Here is a 20,330-nt window from a genome sequence, read left to right as displayed (position 1 = left end):
ATCCGCTGGCATGCCACCTTGAAACCGCCCGCGCCCGCGCCTAAAATCCAGAGGATGAAGCCCGGGGAGGGGCATCGCCTTCATGACCGCACAGCTCGTCGATCCTTTCGCCCGCGCGATCACCTATCTCCGCGTCTCGGTCACCGACCGCTGCGACTTCCGCTGCGTCTACTGCATGGCCGAGCACATGGATTTCCTGCCCAAGGCGGAACTCCTGAGCCTCGAGGAACTCGACCGGCTCTGCTCCGCCTTCATCGGCCTCGGCGTGCGCAAGCTCCGGATCACCGGGGGCGAGCCGCTCGTCCGCCGCGGGATCATGACCTTCTTCGAGGCGATGGGCCGCCATCTCGAAAGCGGCGCGCTCGACGAGCTGACGCTCACCACGAACGGCAGCCAGCTGCGCCGCTTCGCCCGCGACCTCGCCGCCCGCGGCGTCCGGCGGGTGAATGTCTCGCTCGACACGCTCGACGAACGCAGGTTCGCCGAGATCACCCGCTGGGGCCGCTTCGCGCAGGTGATCGACGGGATCGACGCGGCGGTCGAGGCCGGGCTCAGGGTGAAGATCAACACGGTCGCGCTCAAGGGCGTGAACGACGACGAGATCCACGACCTCGTCGCCTGGTGCGGCGCGCGCGGCCACGATCTCACCTTCATCGAGGTGATGCCGATGGGCGATCTCGGCAACGAGAACCGGCTGGACCAGTACTACTCGCTCCGGAGCCTCCGCGCCGATCTCGAGACGCGCTGGACGCTCACGGACACGTCCGATCGGACCGGCGGCCCGGCCCGCTATGTCCGCGTCGCGGAGACCGGCGGCCGCGTCGGCTTCATCACGCCGCTGACGCACAATTTCTGCGAAAGCTGCAACCGCGTCCGCGTCACCTGCACCGGCCAGCTCTACATGTGCCTCGGCCAGGAGGACGACGCCGATCTCCGCGCCATCCTGCGGGCGCATCCGGGCGACGACGCGGCGCTCGTCGAGGCGATCCGCGCCGCGATCGCGCGCAAGCCGAAGGGGCACGATTTCGATTATTCCCGCCAGACCGTCGCCGGTCAGGTCAGCCGGCACATGAGCCATACGGGCGGCTGAGCGGCGTCCGCCTCAGGCGTCGAACCCTCGCCGCGTCGCCGCCTCGGCCGCCGCGGACAGCGTCTTGCGGTCGCCGAGAGCGCGCGGATCGAGCGGCTCGTGAAAGGTGATCTCGACCTGCCCGCCGGTGGAGCGCGCGAGCAGCGAACCGAGATGGGCGCCGAAATCCATCTCGCCCCACCAGCCGTAGAGCGCCGCCGGCAGATCGGCCCGCGGGCGATAGCGCAGCGTGACCGGCTGGACGCGAAGCTCCGGCCCGGTGGCGCCGTCGAGGAACACGGCGAAAAGCGACGACTTGAACGGCAGCACCCGCTGGCCGTCGCTGCTCGTCCCCTCCGGAAAGAGGCAGAGCCGGTCGCCCAGCGCCAGCCGGGCGCCGAGCGCCCGCGCCTGCCGCCCGGCCTCGGTGGCGCGGCGCTCGATGAACTCCGTGCCGATCGCATGGCCGATGAAGCCGATCAGCGGCCAGGATCCGACCTCGGCCTTGGAGACGAAGAAGACCCGCGCCGCGCTCTGCAGCGCCACGATGTCGAGCCAGCTCGAATGGTTCGCGACCAGCGCCCCGGGAGCAGCCATGGGCGCGCCCCGCGCCTCGGCCCGCAGCCCGAGCAGCCGGAGCGCGCCCCGCGCCCAGATCCGCACCATGGCCGGCGCCCCCGCCGCGTCGCCCCGGCGCGACAGCGCGCGGTCGAGGAAGGCGAGCGGGAGAAACACCGCGAAACAGCCGAGAAGCCAGAAGAAGGCCAGTGGCGCCCGCCAGCAGAACCGCGCCCGGTCGGCGAGCGTCAGCGGCGGCGGGACGGGCGCCGGCGCGCCGTTCCAGCCCGCTCTCACGCCGCGCGGCCCCGTTCGTAGAAGGCCCGATAGCGCTCGGTCATCCGGGTGGTGTCCATGACGACGCAGACATCGACCGTGTTGAACCGGTGGTCGACGAAGGCGCCCTCCCCGACCCAGCCGCCGAGCCTGAGATAGGCGCTGATGAGCGGCGGGATCGCCTTGCGCGCCTCCCGCTCGTCGATCTCCCGGACGCCGGGCGCGTCCATCGGCACGAAGGCGTCGGCCCGGGCGCGCACCCGAAGATCCTCGGGCGCCAGATGGCGGCGATGGAGATAGGCCAGCGCCTCGGCGTAGCGCGCGGGGTCGGCGCCGGGAAAGCTCGCGACGCCGAACAGGATCTCGATCCGCCGCGCCAGCACGTATTCCGCGAGACCGTTCCAGAGGAGATGCATCGCCGGCCCGCCGCGATGCTCCTTCGCGACGCAGGACCGGCCAAGCTCGAGACTGCGCCGGCCGTCGCGCAGGATCGGGCCGAGATCGTATTCGCTCGCCCCGTAGAAGCCCGGACCCGAACGCGCCACGTCGTCGCGGAGCAGCCGGTAGGCGCCGACCACGCGGTCGAGCGGATCGCGCGCGGCGCTGGCCAGGTCGACGAGCAGCAGGTGATCGAACCAGCCGTCGAACGCGTCCCATTCGCGCCGCGCCCCGCGCTGATCCGACGTGGCGTCGGCGCCCATCTCCTCTACGAAGACGCGGTAGCGCAGGCGCTGCGCGGCCGCGACCTCCTCCGCCCCCTGCGCGAGCTTCACCTGATAGCGACTGAGGTTTACCGTCATGAGCGCCCCGGCGGCGGCGCGGACCTTCCCGCGATCCGCCCGACCTCAATAACCGCTCGACGCCCCGCAGGCAAACATCCGCCGTCGCGCGAAAGGCCGCCGACATGCAAAATCCGGGCAAAAAGCCGAATCTTCACAAATCTTTAACATTTGACTGCGACCTGCTACTTCCTGTCGCCCAGGCCGAATTCCGGCCAGAGCTCAACACGGGATCCGTCGATGACCACCTTGCCCGCGTGTTCGAAGTTCACGGTGATCTTTCCCCCGATGACGGACTGCACCTGGCCGAGCCCCCATTCGGGCTGGTTCGGGTGCCGCACGAAATTGCCGGGCTCGAGGAATTCGTTCATGGCCGTCCATCCGTTCGCGGGGGCAGGGGCATGAGCGCGCCCGAGATCGCCGCGCTGGCGAGCGCGCGTCTCTGCCATGATCTGATAAGCCCGATCGGGGCCATCGGCAATGGGCTGGAACTCCTCCGCATGACCGAGGGGGTCGGCGGCGAGCCCGAACTCGCGCTCATCTCCGACAGTCTCGGCACCGCGCTGGCGAAGCTCCGCTTCTACCGGATCGCCTTCGGCCCGGCCGACAGGAGCGCGCGGCAATCCCTCGACGAGGCGCGCCAGATCACCGATGCGATGTTCGCCGGCCGCTTCGGCGTGAGCTGGGCCGAGGGGGAGGAGGACACGATGTCGCGCGCGGCGGCGCGGGTCGCCTATCTCGCGATCCTCTGCTTCGAGCGCAGCCTGCCGCTTGGCGGCGACGTCCGCGTCGCCGTGGCCGGGGAGCGGATCGGGCTCCGCGCCGAGAACTGCCGGATCGGCGCGGCTCCGGAGCTCTGGCTGCATGTGACGGAGGGCGCGCCCGTGCCGGAGCCGCGCCCCGACATCGTGCAGTTTCCGCTGCTGCGCCGCGCGCTGGTGGCGCAGGGGTATCGGGCGGAGCACCGCGTCTCGGAAAGTTCGGCCGAACTCCGGCTCACGGGCCCGGCCCTGCCCCGCGCGATTTCCGCCTGACCGGTCAGAGCTCCGTCAGCCCCTCCCGGAAGCGGCGCATGTTCTCGACATAGCGCGGGGCGGCGCCGCGCATCTTCTCGATCTCCTCGGCCGACATGATCCGGACCACCTTGCCCGGCCGGCCGACCACCATCGCCCCGTCCGGGATCTCCTTGCCCTCGGTGATGAGCGCGCCCGCGCCGATCAGCGCGCCCGCGCCGATGCGCGCGCCGTTCAGCACCGTCGCCCCCATGCCGACGAGACTGCCCGCCCCGACCACGCAGCCGTGCAGGATCGCCATGTGGCCGATCGTGCAGCCCGGCCCCACCTCGAGCGGGAAGCCCATGTCGGTATGCATCACGCAGCCGTCCTGCACGTTGCTGCCCTCGCCGATCGTGATCGGCTCGTTGTCGCCGCGCAGCACCGCGTTGAACCAGACCGAGGCGCCGCGCCTCAGGATCACCCGGCCGATCAGCCGCGCGCCCGGCGCGACCCAGTAGTCGCCGTCCTCGGGAAGCTCGGGCGCGACCCCGTTCAGCGCGTAGAGCGTCGTCATGCCATCCTCTCCTCGAATTCCCGGTTCAGCGCGTTCACGATGCCGAGCAACTCGGGCCGCCGGTCCCGCCGCAGCCGCTCCGCCGCGATGATCGCGCGCAAGTCCGCCTCGCAGGCGTCGAGATCGCGGTTGACCAGCACGTAGTCGTACTCCGCCCAGTGGCTGATCTCGTCGCGCGATTTCGCCATCCGGCCGGCCACCACCTCGTCGCTGTCCTGCGCCCGCGCGCGGAGCCGCGCCTCGAGTTCGGCGATCGAGGGCGGCAGGATGAAGATCGTCACCACCGCGTCGCGCAGGCTCGAATTCCGGATCTGCTGCCCGCCCTGCCAGTCGACATCGAAGAGCACGTCCTGGCCGAGCGAGATCGCCCGCTCCACCGGCGCGCGCGGCGTGCCATAGAGATTGCCGAAGACCTCGGCATGTTCGAGCATCTGGTCCGCGGCCGCCATCGCCTCGAATTCGCCGCGGCCCGTGAAGTAGTAGTGCTCGCCCTCGACCTCGCCGACGCGCGGATCGCGCGTGGTCGCGGAAATCGAGAAGCGCACATTGGAATCGGAGGCGAGCAGGCGGCGCGACAGCGTCGATTTTCCCGCCCCCGAGGGGGAGGACAGGATGATCAGGAGGCCGCGCCGGGGCTGCGCGGCGCTCATGTCTTATTCCACATTCTGAACCTGCTCGCGCAACTGATCGACCGCCACCTTCATCTCCAGCCCGATCGCTGTCAAATCCGCGGCGCCCGATTTGGCGCAGAGCGTGTTGGTTTCCCGGTTGAACTCCTGTGTCAGGAAGTCGAACCGGCGCCCGACCGGCTCGTCGCTCCCGAGAAGCCTGCGGGCGGAGGCGACATGGGCCTCCAGGCGGTCGAGTTCCTCGGTCACGTCGGCCTTGACGGCGATGAGCGCCAGTTCCTGGGCCAGCCGCGCCTCGTCGACCTGCCCGGCGACGCCGAGAACCGTCTCGACCCGCTGCCGGAGCAGCGCCGCCACCTTCGCCCCCCGCGCCTCGGCGGCGACGCGCGCCTCCGCGGTCAGGGCCGCGATCCGGTCGATCCGCTCGGTGAGGATCCGCGCCACCTCGCGGCCCTCGTCGGCCCGGGCCGCGCGCAGCTTCGCCGCGAGCGGCTTCACCGCCCCGGCCAGCGCCGCCATCACCTCCGGGTTTTCCGAGGGCGAGGCCGAGTCCGATTCGTAGACGCCGCGCACCGACAGCAGGTCCGCCGCCGTCATCGGCGCGAGCGGAAGCCCCCGCCGCGCGGCCACCTCGCTCGCCAGTTCGACCGCCTCGATCGCGAGGTCGAGCCCGGCGGGATTGACCCGGGCCGCGGCGCCGTTGCCCTGCCCGCCGCCGTTGCGCGCGACGCGCAGGCCGACGGTCACCGACCCCCGGCTCAGCGCCTGGCCGAAGGCCATCCGGACCGGCGCCTCCAGGCTCTCGAATCCGTCCGGCAGGCGCAGACGCAAGTCCAGGTTGCGTCCGTTGACGCTCCGCGTCTCCCAGACCCAGGCGATATCCCCGACCGTCCCGGAAAGGTCCGCGAAGCCCGTCATCGAAGCGAGTGCCATCTCAAATCCCCGCGGGCGCCCAGGTCGCGCGACGCCCGAATTTTAGCCAAAATCGGCGCACATTAAGGAGAACAGTGCGAAAGCTACGACATAATCCGCGTTTCACGTTAGCCTATGAAGAAATCGTTAACCAAATGACCGCCTCTATCCGACTGAGAGGTAAACAGGTGGTCAGGCCGGGTCAAGTTGCGAAATGAATGATGCGATGCTCACCTCCCTTCACTCCTACTGGGACCGGCTCAGGGCGGGACGCGCCGCGCCCTATCGCGCCGAGATAGACCCGCGCGAGTTCGAAGCGGCGCTCGAGAACATGTTCATCCTCGAACGGCTGAGTCCGGGGAACCTGCGCGTGCGGCTCGCGGGGATGAAGCTCTGCGAGATGATGGGAATGGAGGTCCGCGGCATGGAGGCGGGCTTCCTGATCGGCGAGTCCGACCGTGAACGGTTCGAACGGCTCCTCGACGTCGCGATGAGCGAGCCCGCCGTGATCGAGTTGCGGCTCGAGGCGCGCATGCGCTCCGGAGGCTTCCGGGCCTCGATGCTGCTCATGCCGCTGCGCGGCGACCTGGGCGAGATCAACCGGGTGCTGGGCTGCCTCGGCGGCGAGGGTGAGCATTACGCGCCGCCCCTCTCCTTCACGATCCAGGACGTCTCGGTCTCCCCGGTCGAGACGCGCGACCAGCCGGCGGCGGAGGCGCCGCGCCGCGCCCTCCCGGGCTTCGCCGAGGAACAGCCGGCCTTCGCGGGCCAGCCCCCGAGGCTCCGCGCGATCGAGGGCAATCCCCACGCCCGGGGCCCCGGCGAGGGCCTCCGCCCCTATCTGCGCGTGATCGACCCGGACTAGCCCTCGCCCTCGGCCATTCCCTCGGGCGCCCGGGTGTCGAGCTCCTCCTCCACCAGCGCGAGCAGGCGCAGCGCCGCCGGCGACAGCGCGCGTCCCCGCGCCCGGATGATGTAATAGGGCGAGACCATCAGGTCGCGCGCCAGCCGCGGCTGGACGAAACCGGCGCTGACCGGCGTGCGCGTCATCATCCGCGTGACCTCCCGCGCCATCGGCGCGACCGCGTCGGTCTGGGAGAGGAAGGCGATCATCACCACGAGCGAGGAGGTGGAGACGATGCTCGGCGGCGCCGGCAGGCCCTCGCGCGACAGCGCCTCGTCCACCGCGGTCCGGATCGGCGTGCCGCGCTCCTGAATGATCCAGTCGAATTCCCGCAGATCGGCCAGGCCGACCCGGTCGCGCGCGGCCAGCGGATGCTCGCGCCGGACGAGAAAGCTCACCCATTCGTGCCAGGCGGGACGCAGTTCGAAGGCGCGGCGGTCGCTCTCGGGCAGCGGGCGGCCCAGCACGAAGTCGTAATCCGCCGCGCTCAGCCCGCGCACCAGCGTCGCGGAGGGCGCCACGTCCACCCGCACCTCGACCTCCGGCGCCTCGGCGCGCAGGCGCCGGATCGCGGGAACGAGGTAGCCGACCGCCGGCCCCGTCACCGCGCCGACCGCGACCTCCCCGCCCCGCCCCTCGCGAAAGGCGCGTACCTCGCGCGAGAGATCGCGCATCTCGACCGCCATTTCGTGCGCGCGCCGCGCGATCACCTGACCGAGCGGCGTCAGCCCCATCCCCTTCGGATGCCGGGCGAAGAGCGGCGCGCCGACCACCCGCTCGATCTCGGCCAGCATGCGCGAGGCCGCCGGCTGGGTGATCGCCAGCATCTCCGCCGCGAGGCGCAACTGGCCATGCTCGGCGATCGCGCCGATCAGCCGCAACTGGTTGAGCTTGAGGTTCAGGATCGGCTCGCCCGCCATGTCACATACCAGTTTTGATAACACGAATGGCCACAATGTAATTTGATTGATATGTGGAACCGAGCGAAAAGTAGGCTCCGGGTCGCATGGCGGCCGAAAGAAACGGCGCCCGCCGGAGGCGAGGCGCCTTCCGGGGAGGACAGCATGAAATTCGGAATGCTCGCGGCCGCCGCCGCGATCGGCGCGACCCTGTTCGCGGGTCAGGCCTTCGCCGACGGCAAGGGGACCATCGGCATCGCGATGCCGACGAAATCCTCGGCGCGCTGGATCGCCGACGGCAACGCGATGGTGGAGCAGTTCAAGGCCGCCGGCTACGACACCGATCTGCAATACGCCGAGGACGATATCCCGAATCAGTTGAGCCAGGTCGAGAACATGATCGTGAAGGGCGTGAACGTCCTCGTGATCGCGGCGATCGACGGCACCACGCTCACCAACGCGCTGGAGAACGCCAAGGCCTCCGACATCAAGGTGATCGCCTATGACCGGCTGATCCGGGACACGCCGAACGTCGACTATTACGCCACCTTCGACAACTTCAAGGTCGGCGTCCTGCAGGCGACCAGTCTCGTCGACGGGATGAAGGCGCGCTTCGGCGACGACCCCTACAATGTCGAACTCTTCGGCGGCTCGCCGGACGACAACAACGCCTATTTCTTCTACGACGGCGCGATGTCGGTGCTGCAGCCGCTGATCGACGCGGGCACGGTGAAGATCCCTTCGGGCCAGATGGGCATGGACAAGGTCGGCACGCTGCGCTGGGACGGCGCGGTGGCGCAGTCGCGCATGGATAACCTGCTCTCGGCCAACTACACCGACAAGCAGATCCAGGGCGTGCTCTCCCCCTATGACGGGCTCTCGATCGGCATCCTCTCCTCGCTCAAGGGCGTCGGCTACGGCTCGGGCGACATGAAGATGCCGATCGTCACCGGCCAGGACGCCGAGGTGCCCTCGGTCAAGTCGATCATCGCGGGCGAGCAGTATTCGACCGTGTTCAAGGACACCCGCGCGCTCGCCGGCGTGACCGTGAAGATGGTCGACGCGCTCATGAGCGGCCAGGAGCCGGAAGTGAACGACACGACCACCTACGACAACGGCGTCAAGGTCGTGCCCTCCTACCTGCTCGAACCGGTCGCGGTCGACGCGTCGAACTGGGAAGAGGTGCTGGTCGGCTCCGGCTACTACACCACGAACCAGCTCCAGTGACCCTTCCCCGGAGCGCGCGCGGCGCGGCCGCGCGCGTCTCCCGAACTGTCCCGGGCCGCGCGCCCGGGACTTCTTCCGGACCAGGACGGATCTCCCCCCGCGGCCCCGGCCGCCCCTTCGGGATCCCCCCGATGCCCCAGGCGAGACGATCATGACGGCCCTTCTCGAGATGCGCGGCATCACCAAGACCTTCCCGGGCGTCAGAGCGCTCGACAACGTCAACCTGACCGTCTCCCGGGGCGAGATCCATGCGATCTGCGGCGAGAACGGCGCGGGCAAGTCGACGCTGATGAAGGTGCTTTCGGGCGTCTACCCGCACGGCTCCTACGAGGGCGAGATCCTCTACGACGGCCAGCCCGTCGCCTTCCGCGGCATTTCCGACAGCGAGGCGAAGGGGATCATCATCATCCACCAGGAGCTCGCGCTCGTCCCGCTGCTCTCGATCGCCGAGAACATCTTCCTCGGCAACGAGATCGCGACGGCGGGGGTGATCGACTGGGCCGATTCCTACGTCCGCGCCACGGAGCTCCTGCGCAAGGTGGGGCTGGTGGAAGCCCCGGGCATCCCGGTCGGCAAGCTCGGCGTCGGCAAGCAGCAGCTCGTCGAGATCGCCAAGGCGCTCTCGAAGGAGGTGAAGCTCCTGATCCTCGACGAGCCGACCGCGAGCCTGCAGGAGAACGACAGCCAGGCGCTCCTCGACCTGCTGCTGGAATTCCGCGCCCAGGGCATCACCTCGATCCTGATCTCGCACAAGCTGAACGAGATCCGGCGGGTGGCGGACAACGTCACCGTGCTGCGCGACGGCGCGACCGTATCGACCTTCGCCTGCGAGCGCGGCGCGATCGCGGAGGACCGGATCATCCGCGACATGGTCGGCCGCGACATGGCCCACCGCTATCCCGACCGCGACGCCGAGATCGGCGAGACGCTGCTCGAGGTCGAGCACTGGAACGTCTGGCATCCCGAGCAGGTCGGCCGCCAGATGATCCGCGACGTCTCGCTCCGCGTCCGCGCCGGCGAGGTGGTCGGCATCGCGGGGCTCATGGGCTCCGGCCGCACCGAATTCGCGATGAGCCTCTTCGGGCGGAGCTACGGCCGCGAGATCTCGGGCACCGCCCGGCTGCGCGGCAAGGAGATCGACGTCTCCACCGTGCAGGCCGCGATCGCAAGCGGCCTCGCCTACGTGACCGAGGACCGCAAGAGCCTCGGGCTGATCCTCGAGGAGACGATCCTGCGCAACACGACGCTCGCAGCCCTCGAGCGGGTCTCGAAGCGGAGCGTGCTCGACACCGCCTCCGAGCGGCAGGTCGCGGAGGACTACCGCCGCGCGCTCCGCATCCGCACGCCCTCGGTGTTCCAGAAGGTGATGAACCTCTCCGGCGGCAACCAGCAGAAGGTCGTGCTCGCGAAATGGCTCTTCACCGACCCCGAGGTGCTGATCCTCGACGAGCCGACGCGGGGCATCGACGTCGGCGCCAAGTATGAAATCTACAACATCATCAACGAGCTCGCCGCCCAGCGCCGGGGCGTCATCATGATCTCCTCGGAGATGCCCGAACTGCTCGGCATGTGCGACCGGATCTACGTGATGTGCGAGGGCGCGCTGATGGGCGAGCTCGGCAAGACCGAGGCCAGCCAGGAACGGATCATGTCCATGATCGTGCAGGGCCGACAGGAGGGCTGATTCCCGTGTCCCACGCCAAGACCAATACGGAGGCGGCCGAAAGCGCCACGCTCGGCTCCCATCTCAAGACCCATCTGCGCGAATACGGCATCCTGATCGCGCTCGTGCTGATCATGGCCTTCTTCCAGGTCGTGACCGACGGCACGCTGCTCCGGCCGGTGAACCTGACGAACCTGTTCCTGCAGAACAGCTACATCATCATCATGGCGCTCGGCATGCTGCTCGTGATCGTCGCGGGGCATATCGACCTTTCCGTGGGGTCGGTCTCCGGCTTCATCGGCGGGCTCGCCGCCGTGATGCTGGTGCAATGGGGGCTGCCGGTCGTCCTGGTGATCGCGATCTGCCTCGTCTGCGGCGCGGCGATCGGCGCGGCGCAGGGCTACTGGGTCGCCTACTGGCGCATCCCCTCCTTCATCGTCACGCTCGCCGGCATGCTGGTCTTTCGCGGGCTGACGCTGTGGCTCCTCGCCGGCCAGTCGGTCGGGCCGTTCCCGAAGGCGTTCCAGCTGCTCTCGACCGGCTTCGTCCCGGATCTCTTCGGGGTGGGCAAGCCAAACGTCACGGCGATCGTGCTCGGCGTGCTCGCCGCCGCCACGATCGTCTGGCTCTCCGCCCGTGCGCGGGCGCGCCACGTCCGCTTCGGGATCGAGGGCGAGCCCTTCACGATCTTCGCGGTCAAGAACGCGCTCGTGGCACTCGCGATCGTCTACATCGCCTGGCTGCTCGCGACCTACCGCGGCCTGCCGAACGTGCTCATCACCATGTCGGTCCTGATCGCAGCCTATACCTTCCTCACCAATTCGACGACCATCGGCCGGCGGATCTACGCGATCGGCGGCAACGAGAAGGCGGCGAAGCTCTCGGGCATCAATACCGAGCGGCTGGTCTTCCTCACCTTCTGCAACATGGGCGCGCTGGCCGCGCTCGCCGGGCTCATCTTCGCCGCCCGGCTCAACACCGCGACGCCAAAGGCCGGCGTCTCGTTCGAACTCGACGTGATCGCAGCCTGCTTCATCGGCGGCGCCTCGATGTCGGGCGGCGCGGGCAAGATCGTCGGCGCGGTCGTCGGCGCCTTCATCATGGGCGTCATGAACAACGGCATGTCGATCCTCGGCATCGGCATCGACTACCAGCAGGTCATCAAGGGTCTCGTGCTGCTCGCCGCCGTGATCTTCGACGTCTACAACCGGAGCAAGCAGGGATGACACTTCACCTCAGCCAGTTGAAATCGGGGGGCGTGATCGCCCGCGAGGGGGAGGCGGCGCGGCTCGTCCCCGGCATCGGCTCGATCTACGATCTCGCCACGCGGGCCATCGCCGAGGACCGCCCGATCCGCGACGTCCTGCCCGCGGGCGGCGAGGCCGTGGACCTGCTCGCCCTGCTCGAACGCGACGCGCTCGACGTGCCGCTGCGCCATCCCGAGCCCGCGCGGATGTTCCTGACCGGGACGGGTCTCACCCACACGGGCTCGGCTTCCGCGCGCGACGCGATGCACACCAATCCCGAGGGCATGTCCGACAGCATGAAGATGTTCCGGATGGGGATCGAGGGCGGCAAGCCGGAGCAGGGCAAGGTCGGCGTCCAGCCGGAATGGTTCTACAAGGGCACCGGCGCGCTCGCGGTCGCGCCGGGCGATCCGCTCACCTCGCCCGCCTTCGCGCTCGACGGCGGCGAGGAGCCGGAGATCGCGGGCTTCTACCTGATCGACGGGGACGGCCGTCCGCGGCGGGTCGGCTTCACGCTCGCGAACGAGTTCTCCGACCATGTGCTGGAGCGGATGAACTACCTCTTCCTCGCCCATTCCAAGCTCCGCCCCGCCTCCTTCGGGCCGGAACTGCTCGTCGGCGACCTGCCCCATGACATCCGGGGAACCTCGCGGGTGATCCGCGACGGGAAGGCGATCTTCGAGGCGCCGTTCCTCTCGGGCGAGGCGAACATGAGCCACACGGTCGCCAACCTCGAGCACCACCACTTCAAGTACGACCTGTTCCGCCAGCCGGGCGACCTGCACGTCCACATGTTCGGCACGGCGACGCTCTCCTTCGCGGAGGGTGTGCGGACCGAGCCGGGCGACGTGTTCGAGATCTCGGCGCCGGAGTTCGGCCTGCCGCTTCGAAATCCGCTTGCGATCGCCGGGGATGACGCCGAGACGGTCGTGACCGTCGACGCCTTGTGATGACCGCCCCGGGGGCGGCATCCCCCGGCCGGGCCGGACGCCCGGACCAGACCACGGAGAGCCTGCCATGACCGCCTTTACCCCGAAACCCTGGCCGCGCCGCCTCCGCTCGCAGGAATGGTTCGGCGGCACCGGCCGCGATCAGATCTATCACCGGGGATGGATGCGAAATCAGGGCTTTCCCGCCGATCTCTTCGACGGGCGGCCGGTGATCGGCATCCTCAACACCTGGTCCGAGCTTACCCCCTGCAACGCGCATCTGCGCGACCTCGCGGAGCGGGTGAAATGGGGCGTCTACGAGGCGGGCGGCTTTCCGGTCGAGGTGCCGGTCTTCTCCGCCTCCGAGAGCGCGTTCCGCCCGACGGCGATGATGTTCCGCAACCTCGCGGCGATGGCGGTGGAGGAAGCGATCCGGGGCCAGCCGATGGACGGCTGCGTGCTGATGGTGGGCTGCGACAAGACCACGCCCTCGCTGCTGATGGGCGCGGCCTCCTGCGACCTGCCGAGCATCGTCGTGACCGGCGGGCCGATGCTGAACGGTTACTTCCGGGGCGAGCGGGTCGGCTCGGGCACGCACCTCTGGAAATTCTCCGAGGCGGTGAAGGCGGGCGAGATGACGCCCGAGGAATTCTCCGAGGCGGAAGCCTCGATGAGCCGCTCGCCCGGCTCCTGCAACACGATGGGCACCGCCTCGACCATGGCCTCGATGGCCGAGGCGCTCGGCATGGCGCTCTCGGGCAACGCGGCGATCCCGGCGGTCGATTCGCGCCGCCGGATGATGGCGCAACTCACCGGCCGTCGCATCGTGCAGATGGTGAAGGACGACCTGAAGCCCTCGGACGTGATGACGAAGCAGGCGTTCGAGAACGCGATCCGGACGAACGGCGCGATCGGCGGCTCGACCAACGCCGTCATCCACCTGCTCGGCATCGCCGGGCGCGTCGGCGTCGACCTCACGCTCGACGACTGGGACCGCTGCGGCCGCGACGTGCCGACGATCGTGAACCTGATGCCTTCGGGCAAGTACCTGATGGAGGAGTTCTTCTACGCCGGCGGCCTGCCCGTGGTCATCAAGCGGCTCGGCGAGGCGGGGCTTCTCAACAGGGACGCGCTGACCGTCGCGGGCGAGTCGATCTGGGACCAGGTGAAGGATGTCCGCAACCACGACGAGGACGTGATCCTGCCAACCGAGCGCGCGCTGACGAGCCATGGCGGCATCGCCGTGCTGCGCGGCAATCTCGCGCCGAACGGGGCGGTTCTGAAACCCTCCGCCTCCTCGCCGCGGCTCCTGAAGCATCGTGGCCGCGCGGTCGTCTTCGAGGACATCGACGACTACAAGGCGAAGATCAACGACGAGGCGCTCGACATCGACGAGACCTGCGTCATGGTGATGAAGAACTGCGGTCCGAAGGGCTATCCGGGCATGGCGGAGGTCGGCAACATGGGCCTGCCACCCAAGGTGCTGCGCAAGGGGATCACCGACATGGTGCGGATCTCGGACGCGCGCATGTCGGGCACCGCCTATGGCACCGTCATCCTGCACACCTCGCCCGAGGCGGCGGTCGGCGGCCCGCTCGCGGTGGTACGCGACGGCGACATGATCGAGATCGACGTCGAGGCCCGGCGGATCCATCTCGACATTCCGGACGCCGAGCTGGCGGAGCGGCTGGCGGCGTGGAAACCGGGTTTCGAACCCCCGGTCGGCGGCTACGCGCAGCTCTTCCACACCCATGTGCAGGGCGCGGATACCGGCGCCGATTTCGACTTCCTCAGGGGCTGCCGCGGCGCGCCGGTCGGCAGGGACAGCCACTGATGGGCGCGCCGGAGACGGAGGCCGACCCCGCCGTGCTCGAACCGGCCGTCGTCGACTGGCTCGCGATCGACTGGGGCACCAGCAACCTGCGCGCCTGGGCGATGACCGGGGCGGGCGAGGTGCTGGCCTGCCGCGCCTCCGAAAAGGGAATGGGGCGGCTCGCGCCGGGGGAATATCCGGGCGTGCTGAGCGAACTCATCCGGGGCTGGACCCCGCGCGATCCGGGCCGGCCGCTGCCGGTCCTGATCTGCGGCATGGCCGGCGCGCGGCAGGGCTGGTGCGAGGCGCCGTATCTGCCGGTCCCGACGGCCCCGCTCGGGACGGGCGCGGTCACGCCGCCCGACGCGCCGGCGGGGCTCGCGGTCCGCATCCTGCCCGGCCTCTGCCAGCGCGCCCCCCGCGACGAGGTGATGCGCGGCGAGGAGACGCAGATCGCGGGCGCGCTCGCGCGCGATCCCGGCTTCGACGGCACGATCTGCCTGCCCGGAACGCATTGCAAATGGGCGTCGGTCGCGGGCGGCGCGGTGACGGGTTTCCAGAGCTTCCTGACCGGGGAACTCTTCGAACTGCTCGCGACGCGCTCGGTGCTGCGCCACGGGCTCGCGGGCGCGGGCGAGGATCCGGCCGCCTTCGACGCCGCCTTCGGGGCCGCCGTCGGGGAGAGCCTCGCCGAGCCCGGTGCCCTGCCCGCCGGCCTCTTCGGCATCCGCGCGGCCGGCCTGCTCGACGGGCTCGCGCCCGACGCGGGCGCGGGCCGGCTCTCGGGCCTGCTGATCGGAAGCGAACTCGCCGCCTGCCGGCCCCGCTGGCAGGATCGGCCGCTCGTCGTCATCGGCGCGGGACGGCTGTCGGACCTCTACGCCGCCGCGCTCGCGCGCGCCGGCGCCGCCGAACCGAAACGGCTGCATGCCACCGAGGCGACCCTCGCGGGCCTGCGCGCCGCCCGCGCCCTAATGGAACTGGAGTGAGCCCATGTCCCGCGCCCTCATCGCGATCCTGCGCGGCATCCGCCCCGACGAGGCCCCGGCTCATGCCGAGGCGCTGATCGCCCAGGGCATCAGCATGATCGAGGTGCCGCTGAACTCCCCCGATCCCTTCGCGAGCGTGGAGGCGCTGGTCCGCCGCTTCGGCGCCGAGGCCGAGATCGGGGCCGGAACGGTGCTCGAAACGGCGGCGGTGGCGCGGCTGGCGGGGATCGGCGCGCGGATCGTCGTCTCGCCCAACTGCGACCCGGAGGTGATCGCCGCCACCCGCGCGGCGGGCATGGCCTCCTATCCCGGCGTGCTGACGCCCACCGAATGCTTCGCGGCGCTCCGCGCCGGGGCGACGGCGCTGAAGATCTTCCCCTCCTTCCTGATCGGCACCGAGGGGCTCAAGGCGATCCGGGCGGTCCTGCCTTCCGAGACCCAGGTCTACGCCGTGGGAGGCGCCGACGCGTCGAATTTCGGCGACTGGTTCGCGGCCGGCGCGCGCGGCTTCGGCATCGGCACGGCGCTCTACCGGCCGGGCCAGAGCCCGGAAGACACCGCCGCCGCCGCCGCGCGCGTCGTCGCGGCCTATGACGCGGCGCGGGAGGCATCGGCATGAGCGAGACGGGCGAGGAAGCCGAGATCTTCGACCCCCGGATCTGCGAACTCGGCGAGGGTCTGTTCTGGCATCCCGACCGGCGGAGCGCCTTCTGGTTCGACATCCTGGGCCGCCGGCTGCTCAGCCGGGACGGGAGCGAGGAACTGGCCTGGGAACTGGACGAACTGCATTCGGCGGCGGGATGGATCGACCGCGACCGGCTGATCCTCGCCTCCGAGACCGGGCTCTGGGATTTCCACCTCGCGACCGGAGAACGCCGCCTGCTCGCCCCGCTCGAGGCGGACCGGCCGGAGACGCGCTCGAACGACGGCCGCGCCGATCCCTGGGGCGGGTTCTGGATCAGCACGATGGGCAAGAAGGCGGAGAAGGGCCGGGGCGCGATCTGGCGCTATCACGAGGGCGAGCTGCGCCGGCTTCACGACGGCGTCTCGATCGCCAATGCGATCTGCTTCGACCGCGACCGCGCCCGCGCCTATTTCGCCGACACGCCGACCTCCACGGTCTGGACGCAGCCGGTCGATCCGGTTACCGGCTGGCCCAGCGGACCGAAGCGGGTCTTTCTCGACCTGAGCGCGGAGAAGCTCCATCCCGACGGCGCGGTGATCGACGCCGCCGGGCGGTTCTGGAACGCGCAATGGGGGTCGGGACGGGTCGCCTGCTACGACGCGGACGGGCACATGCTCTTCGCCGAGAGCTTCCCCGCGCGTCAGGTCAGCTGCCCCGCCTTCTGCGGCCCCGACCTCGCCCGGCTCGTGGTCACCTCGGCCTGGGAAGGGATGAGCGAGGAGGAGCGCGCGCGCGAACCGCTCGCCGGGGCGACCTTCGCCCGCCGCGTCCGCGCGATGGGCGTCCCCGCGCCGCGCGTGCGCCTGCCCTGAATTCCGCGCGGATCTCCGCGAGCTACCGCGCGGAGAAGCCGAGCCGCGTCCGGTGCCGGTATTCCTGCCCCGGCTCCAGCCAGGAGAAGGGGAAGTCGGGGCGGTTCGGACTGTCCGGCCAGGCCTGCGGCTCGAGACAGAAGGCGTCGCCCGCGCGCGGCGCGACCCCGCCCTTGCCCGGCACGCGGCCATCGAGGAAGTTGCCGGAATAGAATTGCAGGCCGGGCTGGTCCGTCCAGAGGCGGGCGACCCGGCCCGAGACCGGCGCCCAGACCTCCGCCGCGAGCGTGAGGGGGCCCGCGCCGATCCAGCCCAGCGCGCCATCGGTCACGCCATCGAGGCAGAAGTTGTGGTCGTATCCCCGCCCGCGCAGCAGCTGCGGCGTGCCGGCCCGGATCGCCTCGCCGATGCGCCGCGGCGCGCGGAAGTCGAAGGGCGTGCCCGCCACCGGCTCCGGCCCGCCCTCGGGGATCGCGGTGGCGTCGACCGGCAGGTAGCGGCTCGCGTGGATGGTCAGGCGATGGTCCATCACGTCGCGCATCAGCTCGGGGCTGGCGAGATTGCCCTCCAGGTTGAAGAAGGCGTGATTGGTCATGTTGACCGGCGTCGGCCGGTCGGTCCGCGCGGCCATCTCGATCTCGAGCCGCGCCTCGCCCTCCTCCTCGACGAGGCGATAGCTCAACTCCGCCTCGAGGCGCCCGGGAAAGCCCTGATCGCCATCCGGGCTGACGAGACGAAGCCGCGCCTCGGGCGTCGCGCCGGCGCTGACCGCCATCACCTCCCAGTCGCGCCGGTCGAACCCGTCCGCGCCGCCGTGCAGCGCGTTCGGCCCGTCGTTCGGCGCGACCTGATGAACGGTCCCCTCCCGCGCGAAGCGCCCGCCCGCGATCCGGTTCGCATAGCGCCCGATCGTCGCGCCGAGGAAGCCCCGGTGCGCGCGGTACTCCGCCGCCGTGTCGTGGCCGAGCACCACGTCGTCGAGCCGCCCCTCGCGGTCCGGCACCTCGAGCGCGGCGAGGCTCGCGCCGAGTGTCAGGATCCGCGCCCGGATCCGGCCGAGCGACAGGGTGATCGCCTCGACGCCGTCGCCGGCCGCGACGCGTTCGGCCGCGGCGCTCACGTCGCCATCTCCGGCGCGTCGAAGAAGGGCTCCACCACATGGCGGCGGCCGACGAGGAAGGCGTCGGCGACGAGCATCAGCGGGCTCATGTCCACGTCCGACTCCCCCGCCGCGACGAGTTCGACGAAACGGGCATAGAGCCGGCGGTATTCCTCGTCCGGTTCGGCCAGCTGTTCCGCGCCGTCGATCGTGAGCACCGCGCCCCCCTTCGAGAGCGTGAGCGCGCCGTCGTCGGTCTCGACCGAGATGTCCCAGGTCTGCGGCCCGGTCTGGCGCCAGTCGAGTTCCATCGCGACCGGCGCGCCGGCTGCGGTCACCATGTCGACCTCGGCCGCGATCGGCGTGGCGCGGTTCGACGGGAAATGAAGCGCGCTTCGCGCGACGAGGAGCGGATCGGGCAGGATCGCGGTGGCGATCGAGAGCGCGTTGATGCCGGGATCGAACACGCCGAGCCCGCCCGGCTCCCAGATCCAGCCCTGCCCCGGGTGCCAATGGCGGACATCCTCCTTCCAGGTGATCCGCGCGCTCCGGATCTCGCGCCCCGCCAGCCACCGCCGCGCGGGGCCGACCGCCGCCGCCTCGCGCGAATGCCAGGTCGCGAAGAGCGTGACCCCGGCCGCGGCCGCGCGGCGGCCGAGCGCCGCGACCTCGGCGAGCGTCGCGCCGGGCGGCTTCTCGAGCATCAGGTGCTTGCCCGCGTCGAGCGCCGCCAGCGCCTGGGCGAAACGTCTGTCGGGCGGGGTGCAGAGCGTCACCGCGTCGATCCCCGGCTCCGCCGCCAGTAGCGCGTCGATCGTCGGGTAGCATGGCAGGCCGTCGAGCCCCGCGTGACGGCTCGCGATCGCGGCGAGACGCGCGCCGGGCGTCGCCTCGATCGCGGGCAGATGCTGGTCCCGGGCAATCTTGCCGAGCCCCACGAGCGCTAGTTTCAAGGTCCGTCCTCCCTCGGTCATCCACGCGTCCGGCGGACCCGGCCGATTCGCCCTCGCACCACCGCCGCCTCACCCGCGCCTCTCCTCCGCGTCCGCTGGAGAAGATGCATAAAAATCGTACTATTCCGGCGGGCGAGCGCGCCCTGCCCCGCCCAGCGCCTGACACCCACGGCCTAGGCGCGATGCGATCATATCTTTACATTCCAGCATATTGTACATTCATCCTGCCCCGGACATCGTGAGGACGGCTCCCTTGCATGGCGCATTCGATCTTTTCGTTGACCGCCAATTTGTACTACAATATCCAGGCAGACAGAGGCCGCACAAGACCTCACGCACTCATGGAGGATAACATGTTCCGCACTGTCGCGGCCGCCGGAGCGGCCGCCCTTCTCGCGACCTTCGCCGGCACCGTCTCGGCCAGCGCGCTGACCGTCGGCTTCAGCCAGATCGGCTCCGAATCCGGCTGGCGCGCCGCGGAAACGACCGTCACGCAGCAACAGGCGAAGGACCGCGGCGTCGATCTGAAGTTCGCCGACGCGCAGCAGAAGCAGGAGAACCAGATCAAGGCCGTGCGGGGCTTCATCGCCCAGGGCGTCGACGCGATCCTGATCGCCCCGGTGGTCGCGACCGGCTGGGACGCGGTGCTGAAGGAAGCCCAGGAGGCCGACATCCCGGTGATCCTGCTCGACCGCCAGATCGACGCGCCGGACGATCTCTACCTGACCGCCGTCACCTCCGATCAGGTGCACGAGGGCAAGGTCGCGGGCGACTGGCTCGTCGGCGCGGTCGGCGATCAGGAGTGCAAGGTCATGGAGCTTCAGGGCACCACCGGGTCCTCGCCCGCGATCAACCGCAAGAAGGGTTTCGAGGAGGCGATCGCCGGCCATCCGAACATCACCATCGCCCGCAGCCAGACGGGCGACTTCACCCGCACCAAGGGCAAGGAGGTGATGGAGAGCTTCATCAAGGCCGAGAACGGCGGCAAGGACATCTGCGCGGTCTACGCCCATAACGACGACATGGCGGTGGGCGCGATCCAGGCGATGAAGGAAGCGGGGCTGAAGCCCGGCTCCGACATCAAGGTCGTGTCGATCGACGCGGTGCCTGACATCTTCCTCGCGATGGAGAACGGCGAGGCGAATGCCACCGTCGAACTGACCCCGAACATGGCCGGCCCCGCCTTCGACGCGCTCGAGGCCTATCTCAAGGACGGCACCGTGCCCCCGAAGTGGATCCAGACGGAGTCCAAGCTCTACACCGCCTCCGACGACCCCAAGGCGGTCTACGAGTCCAAGAAGGACCTCGGCTACTGATC

Annotated in this window: 21 protein-coding genes; 12 read left to right on the top strand and 9 right to left on the bottom strand. The window is 70.1% G+C overall.

What is annotated here, in order from left to right:
• Positions 1-82 precede the first annotated feature (82 nt).
• Complete coding sequence (moaA, locus tag FJM51_RS17535) at positions 83-1,090, top strand: GTP 3',8-cyclase MoaA (RefSeq protein ID WP_140455436.1); 1,008 nt, start codon at positions 83-85, stop codon at positions 1,088-1,090.
• Between the two features lie 12 nt (positions 1,091-1,102).
• On the opposite strand, the gene FJM51_RS17530 is transcribed toward moaA, so the two are convergent.
• From FJM51_RS17530 to FJM51_RS17520, 3 genes are all read right to left on the bottom strand, one after another.
• Positions 1,103-1,924 carry a lysophospholipid acyltransferase family protein gene (locus FJM51_RS17530; RefSeq protein WP_140455435.1) on the bottom strand — a complete coding sequence of 274 codons (822 nt, stop codon included), beginning with the start codon at positions 1,922-1,924 and terminating at the stop codon, positions 1,103-1,105.
• Complete coding sequence (locus FJM51_RS17525; protein ID WP_140455434.1) at positions 1,921-2,703, bottom strand: GNAT family N-acetyltransferase; 783 nt, start codon at positions 2,701-2,703, stop codon at positions 1,921-1,923. Before FJM51_RS17525 ends, FJM51_RS17530 begins: the two co-directional genes overlap by 4 nt.
• A 164-nt stretch (positions 2,704-2,867) precedes the next feature.
• On the bottom strand, positions 2,868-3,053 hold the full coding sequence (locus FJM51_RS17520; RefSeq protein ID WP_140455433.1) for a DUF3553 domain-containing protein: 186 nt from the start codon (positions 3,051-3,053) through the stop codon (positions 2,868-2,870).
• 30 nt (positions 3,054-3,083) lie between these two features.
• Between FJM51_RS17520 and FJM51_RS17515 the strand changes: the two genes are divergently transcribed.
• A complete protein-coding gene (locus FJM51_RS17515; protein WP_140455432.1) occupies positions 3,084-3,716 on the top strand; it encodes a histidine phosphotransferase family protein in 633 nt (210 codons plus the stop codon).
• Positions 3,717-3,720: 4 nt separating this feature from the next.
• On the opposite strand, the gene FJM51_RS17510 is transcribed toward FJM51_RS17515, so the two are convergent.
• The 3 genes from FJM51_RS17510 to FJM51_RS17500 are packed head-to-tail and all read right to left on the bottom strand — an operon-like array spanning position 3,721 to position 5,813.
• A complete protein-coding gene (locus tag FJM51_RS17510) occupies positions 3,721-4,251 on the bottom strand; it encodes a gamma carbonic anhydrase family protein (protein ID WP_140455431.1) in 531 nt (176 codons plus the stop codon).
• The gene (gene gmk / locus FJM51_RS17505; protein WP_140455430.1) at positions 4,248-4,901 is read right to left on the bottom strand and encodes a guanylate kinase; all 654 of its coding nucleotides are present in this window, start codon (positions 4,899-4,901) and stop codon (positions 4,248-4,250) included. The genes FJM51_RS17510 and gmk overlap by 4 nt, the downstream gene beginning before the upstream one ends.
• 3 nt (positions 4,902-4,904) lie before the next feature.
• Positions 4,905-5,813, bottom strand: coding sequence for a YicC/YloC family endoribonuclease (locus FJM51_RS17500; protein ID WP_233713171.1), 909 nt, complete (start codon positions 5,811-5,813; stop codon positions 4,905-4,907).
• 205 nt (positions 5,814-6,018) lie between these two features.
• Between FJM51_RS17500 and FJM51_RS17495 the strand changes: the two genes are divergently transcribed.
• Positions 6,019-6,657 carry a PAS domain-containing protein gene (locus FJM51_RS17495; RefSeq protein WP_181164606.1) on the top strand — a complete coding sequence of 213 codons (639 nt, stop codon included), beginning with the start codon at positions 6,019-6,021 and terminating at the stop codon, positions 6,655-6,657.
• Here the strand turns inward: FJM51_RS17495 and FJM51_RS17490 are convergent.
• Complete coding sequence (locus FJM51_RS17490; RefSeq protein ID WP_140455428.1) at positions 6,654-7,616, bottom strand: LysR family transcriptional regulator; 963 nt, start codon at positions 7,614-7,616, stop codon at positions 6,654-6,656. The two genes, FJM51_RS17495 and FJM51_RS17490, sit on opposite strands and share 4 nt — an antisense overlap.
• A gap of 144 nt (positions 7,617-7,760) precedes the next feature.
• Between FJM51_RS17490 and chvE the strand changes: the two genes are divergently transcribed.
• From chvE to FJM51_RS17450, 8 genes are all read left to right on the top strand, one after another.
• Positions 7,761-8,822: a multiple monosaccharide ABC transporter substrate-binding protein gene (chvE, locus tag FJM51_RS17485; protein WP_140455427.1), complete on the top strand. Its 1,062-nt coding sequence runs from the start codon at positions 7,761-7,763 to the stop codon at positions 8,820-8,822.
• Between the two features lie 151 nt (positions 8,823-8,973).
• Positions 8,974-10,506: a multiple monosaccharide ABC transporter ATP-binding protein gene (mmsA, locus tag FJM51_RS17480; protein WP_140455426.1), complete on the top strand. Its 1,533-nt coding sequence runs from the start codon at positions 8,974-8,976 to the stop codon at positions 10,504-10,506.
• Between the two features lie 5 nt (positions 10,507-10,511).
• Positions 10,512-11,711, top strand: coding sequence for a multiple monosaccharide ABC transporter permease (gene mmsB / locus FJM51_RS17475; protein WP_140455425.1), 1,200 nt, complete (start codon positions 10,512-10,514; stop codon positions 11,709-11,711).
• Positions 11,708-12,682: an AraD1 family protein gene (araD1, locus tag FJM51_RS17470; protein WP_140455424.1), complete on the top strand. Its 975-nt coding sequence runs from the start codon at positions 11,708-11,710 to the stop codon at positions 12,680-12,682. The genes mmsB and araD1 overlap by 4 nt, the downstream gene beginning before the upstream one ends.
• A gap of 67 nt (positions 12,683-12,749) precedes the next feature.
• On the top strand, positions 12,750-14,495 hold the full coding sequence (gene araD / locus FJM51_RS17465) for an L-arabinonate dehydratase (RefSeq protein ID WP_140455423.1): 1,746 nt from the start codon (positions 12,750-12,752) through the stop codon (positions 14,493-14,495).
• Positions 14,495-15,463: a 2-dehydro-3-deoxygalactonokinase gene (locus tag FJM51_RS17460; RefSeq protein WP_140455422.1), complete on the top strand. Its 969-nt coding sequence runs from the start codon at positions 14,495-14,497 to the stop codon at positions 15,461-15,463. The genes araD and FJM51_RS17460 overlap by 1 nt, the downstream gene beginning before the upstream one ends.
• 4 nt (positions 15,464-15,467) lie before the next feature.
• The gene (locus FJM51_RS17455) at positions 15,468-16,082 is read left to right on the top strand and encodes a 2-dehydro-3-deoxy-6-phosphogalactonate aldolase (RefSeq protein WP_140455421.1); all 615 of its coding nucleotides are present in this window, start codon (positions 15,468-15,470) and stop codon (positions 16,080-16,082) included.
• The gene (locus FJM51_RS17450) at positions 16,079-16,960 is read left to right on the top strand and encodes an SMP-30/gluconolactonase/LRE family protein (protein WP_140455420.1); all 882 of its coding nucleotides are present in this window, start codon (positions 16,079-16,081) and stop codon (positions 16,958-16,960) included. The genes FJM51_RS17455 and FJM51_RS17450 overlap by 4 nt, the downstream gene beginning before the upstream one ends.
• A gap of 22 nt (positions 16,961-16,982) precedes the next feature.
• Here FJM51_RS17450 and FJM51_RS17445 read toward each other — a convergent pair whose 3' ends face one another.
• Positions 16,983-18,080: an aldose epimerase family protein gene (locus FJM51_RS17445; RefSeq protein WP_140455419.1), complete on the bottom strand. Its 1,098-nt coding sequence runs from the start codon at positions 18,078-18,080 to the stop codon at positions 16,983-16,985.
• Positions 18,077-19,012, bottom strand: a complete 936-nt coding sequence (locus tag FJM51_RS17440) for a Gfo/Idh/MocA family protein (RefSeq protein ID WP_267901443.1) — start codon at positions 19,010-19,012, stop codon at positions 18,077-18,079. Before FJM51_RS17440 ends, FJM51_RS17445 begins: the two co-directional genes overlap by 4 nt.
• 353 nt (positions 19,013-19,365) lie before the next feature.
• Here FJM51_RS17440 and ytfQ point away from each other — a divergent pair, with 353 nt between their 5' ends.
• Complete coding sequence (gene ytfQ / locus FJM51_RS17435) at positions 19,366-20,328, top strand: galactofuranose ABC transporter, galactofuranose-binding protein YtfQ (RefSeq protein ID WP_140455417.1); 963 nt, start codon at positions 19,366-19,368, stop codon at positions 20,326-20,328.
• The last annotated feature ends 2 nt before the right edge of the window (positions 20,329-20,330 follow it).

The organism is Amaricoccus solimangrovi (assembly GCF_006385685.1).
Lineage (GTDB): Bacteria > Pseudomonadota > Alphaproteobacteria > Rhodobacterales > Rhodobacteraceae > Amaricoccus > Amaricoccus solimangrovi.
This window is presented reverse-complemented; position numbering and strand designations above follow the sequence as displayed.

Excerpts from the sequence above, each read along its gene's own strand:
- moaA (WP_140455436.1), top strand. The coding sequence starts at position 83 with ATGACCGCACAGCTCGTCGATCCTTTCGCCCGCGCGATCACCTATCTC.
- FJM51_RS17525 (WP_140455434.1), bottom strand. The coding sequence starts at position 2,703 with ATGACGGTAAACCTCAGTCGCTATCAGGTGAAGCTCGCGCAGGGGGCG.
- FJM51_RS17520 (WP_140455433.1), bottom strand. The coding sequence starts at position 3,053 with ATGAACGAATTCCTCGAGCCCGGCAATTTCGTGCGGCACCCGAACCAG.
- FJM51_RS17515 (WP_140455432.1), top strand. The coding sequence starts at position 3,084 with ATGAGCGCGCCCGAGATCGCCGCGCTGGCGAGCGCGCGTCTCTGCCAT.
- FJM51_RS17510 (WP_140455431.1), bottom strand. The coding sequence starts at position 4,251 with ATGACGACGCTCTACGCGCTGAACGGGGTCGCGCCCGAGCTTCCCGAG.
- gmk (WP_140455430.1), bottom strand. The coding sequence starts at position 4,901 with ATGAGCGCCGCGCAGCCCCGGCGCGGCCTCCTGATCATCCTGTCCTCC.
- FJM51_RS17500 (WP_233713171.1), bottom strand. The coding sequence starts at position 5,813 with ATGGCACTCGCTTCGATGACGGGCTTCGCGGACCTTTCCGGGACGGTC.
- FJM51_RS17495 (WP_181164606.1), top strand. The coding sequence starts at position 6,019 with ATGCTCACCTCCCTTCACTCCTACTGGGACCGGCTCAGGGCGGGACGC.
- FJM51_RS17490 (WP_140455428.1), bottom strand. The coding sequence starts at position 7,616 with ATGGCGGGCGAGCCGATCCTGAACCTCAAGCTCAACCAGTTGCGGCTG.
- chvE (WP_140455427.1), top strand. The coding sequence starts at position 7,761 with ATGAAATTCGGAATGCTCGCGGCCGCCGCCGCGATCGGCGCGACCCTG.
- mmsA (WP_140455426.1), top strand. The coding sequence starts at position 8,974 with ATGACGGCCCTTCTCGAGATGCGCGGCATCACCAAGACCTTCCCGGGC.
- araD1 (WP_140455424.1), top strand. The coding sequence starts at position 11,708 with ATGACACTTCACCTCAGCCAGTTGAAATCGGGGGGCGTGATCGCCCGC.
- araD (WP_140455423.1), top strand. The coding sequence starts at position 12,750 with ATGACCGCCTTTACCCCGAAACCCTGGCCGCGCCGCCTCCGCTCGCAG.
- FJM51_RS17460 (WP_140455422.1), top strand. The coding sequence starts at position 14,495 with ATGGGCGCGCCGGAGACGGAGGCCGACCCCGCCGTGCTCGAACCGGCC.
- FJM51_RS17455 (WP_140455421.1), top strand. The coding sequence starts at position 15,468 with ATGTCCCGCGCCCTCATCGCGATCCTGCGCGGCATCCGCCCCGACGAG.
- FJM51_RS17450 (WP_140455420.1), top strand. The coding sequence starts at position 16,079 with ATGAGCGAGACGGGCGAGGAAGCCGAGATCTTCGACCCCCGGATCTGC.
- ytfQ (WP_140455417.1), top strand. The coding sequence starts at position 19,366 with ATGTTCCGCACTGTCGCGGCCGCCGGAGCGGCCGCCCTTCTCGCGACC.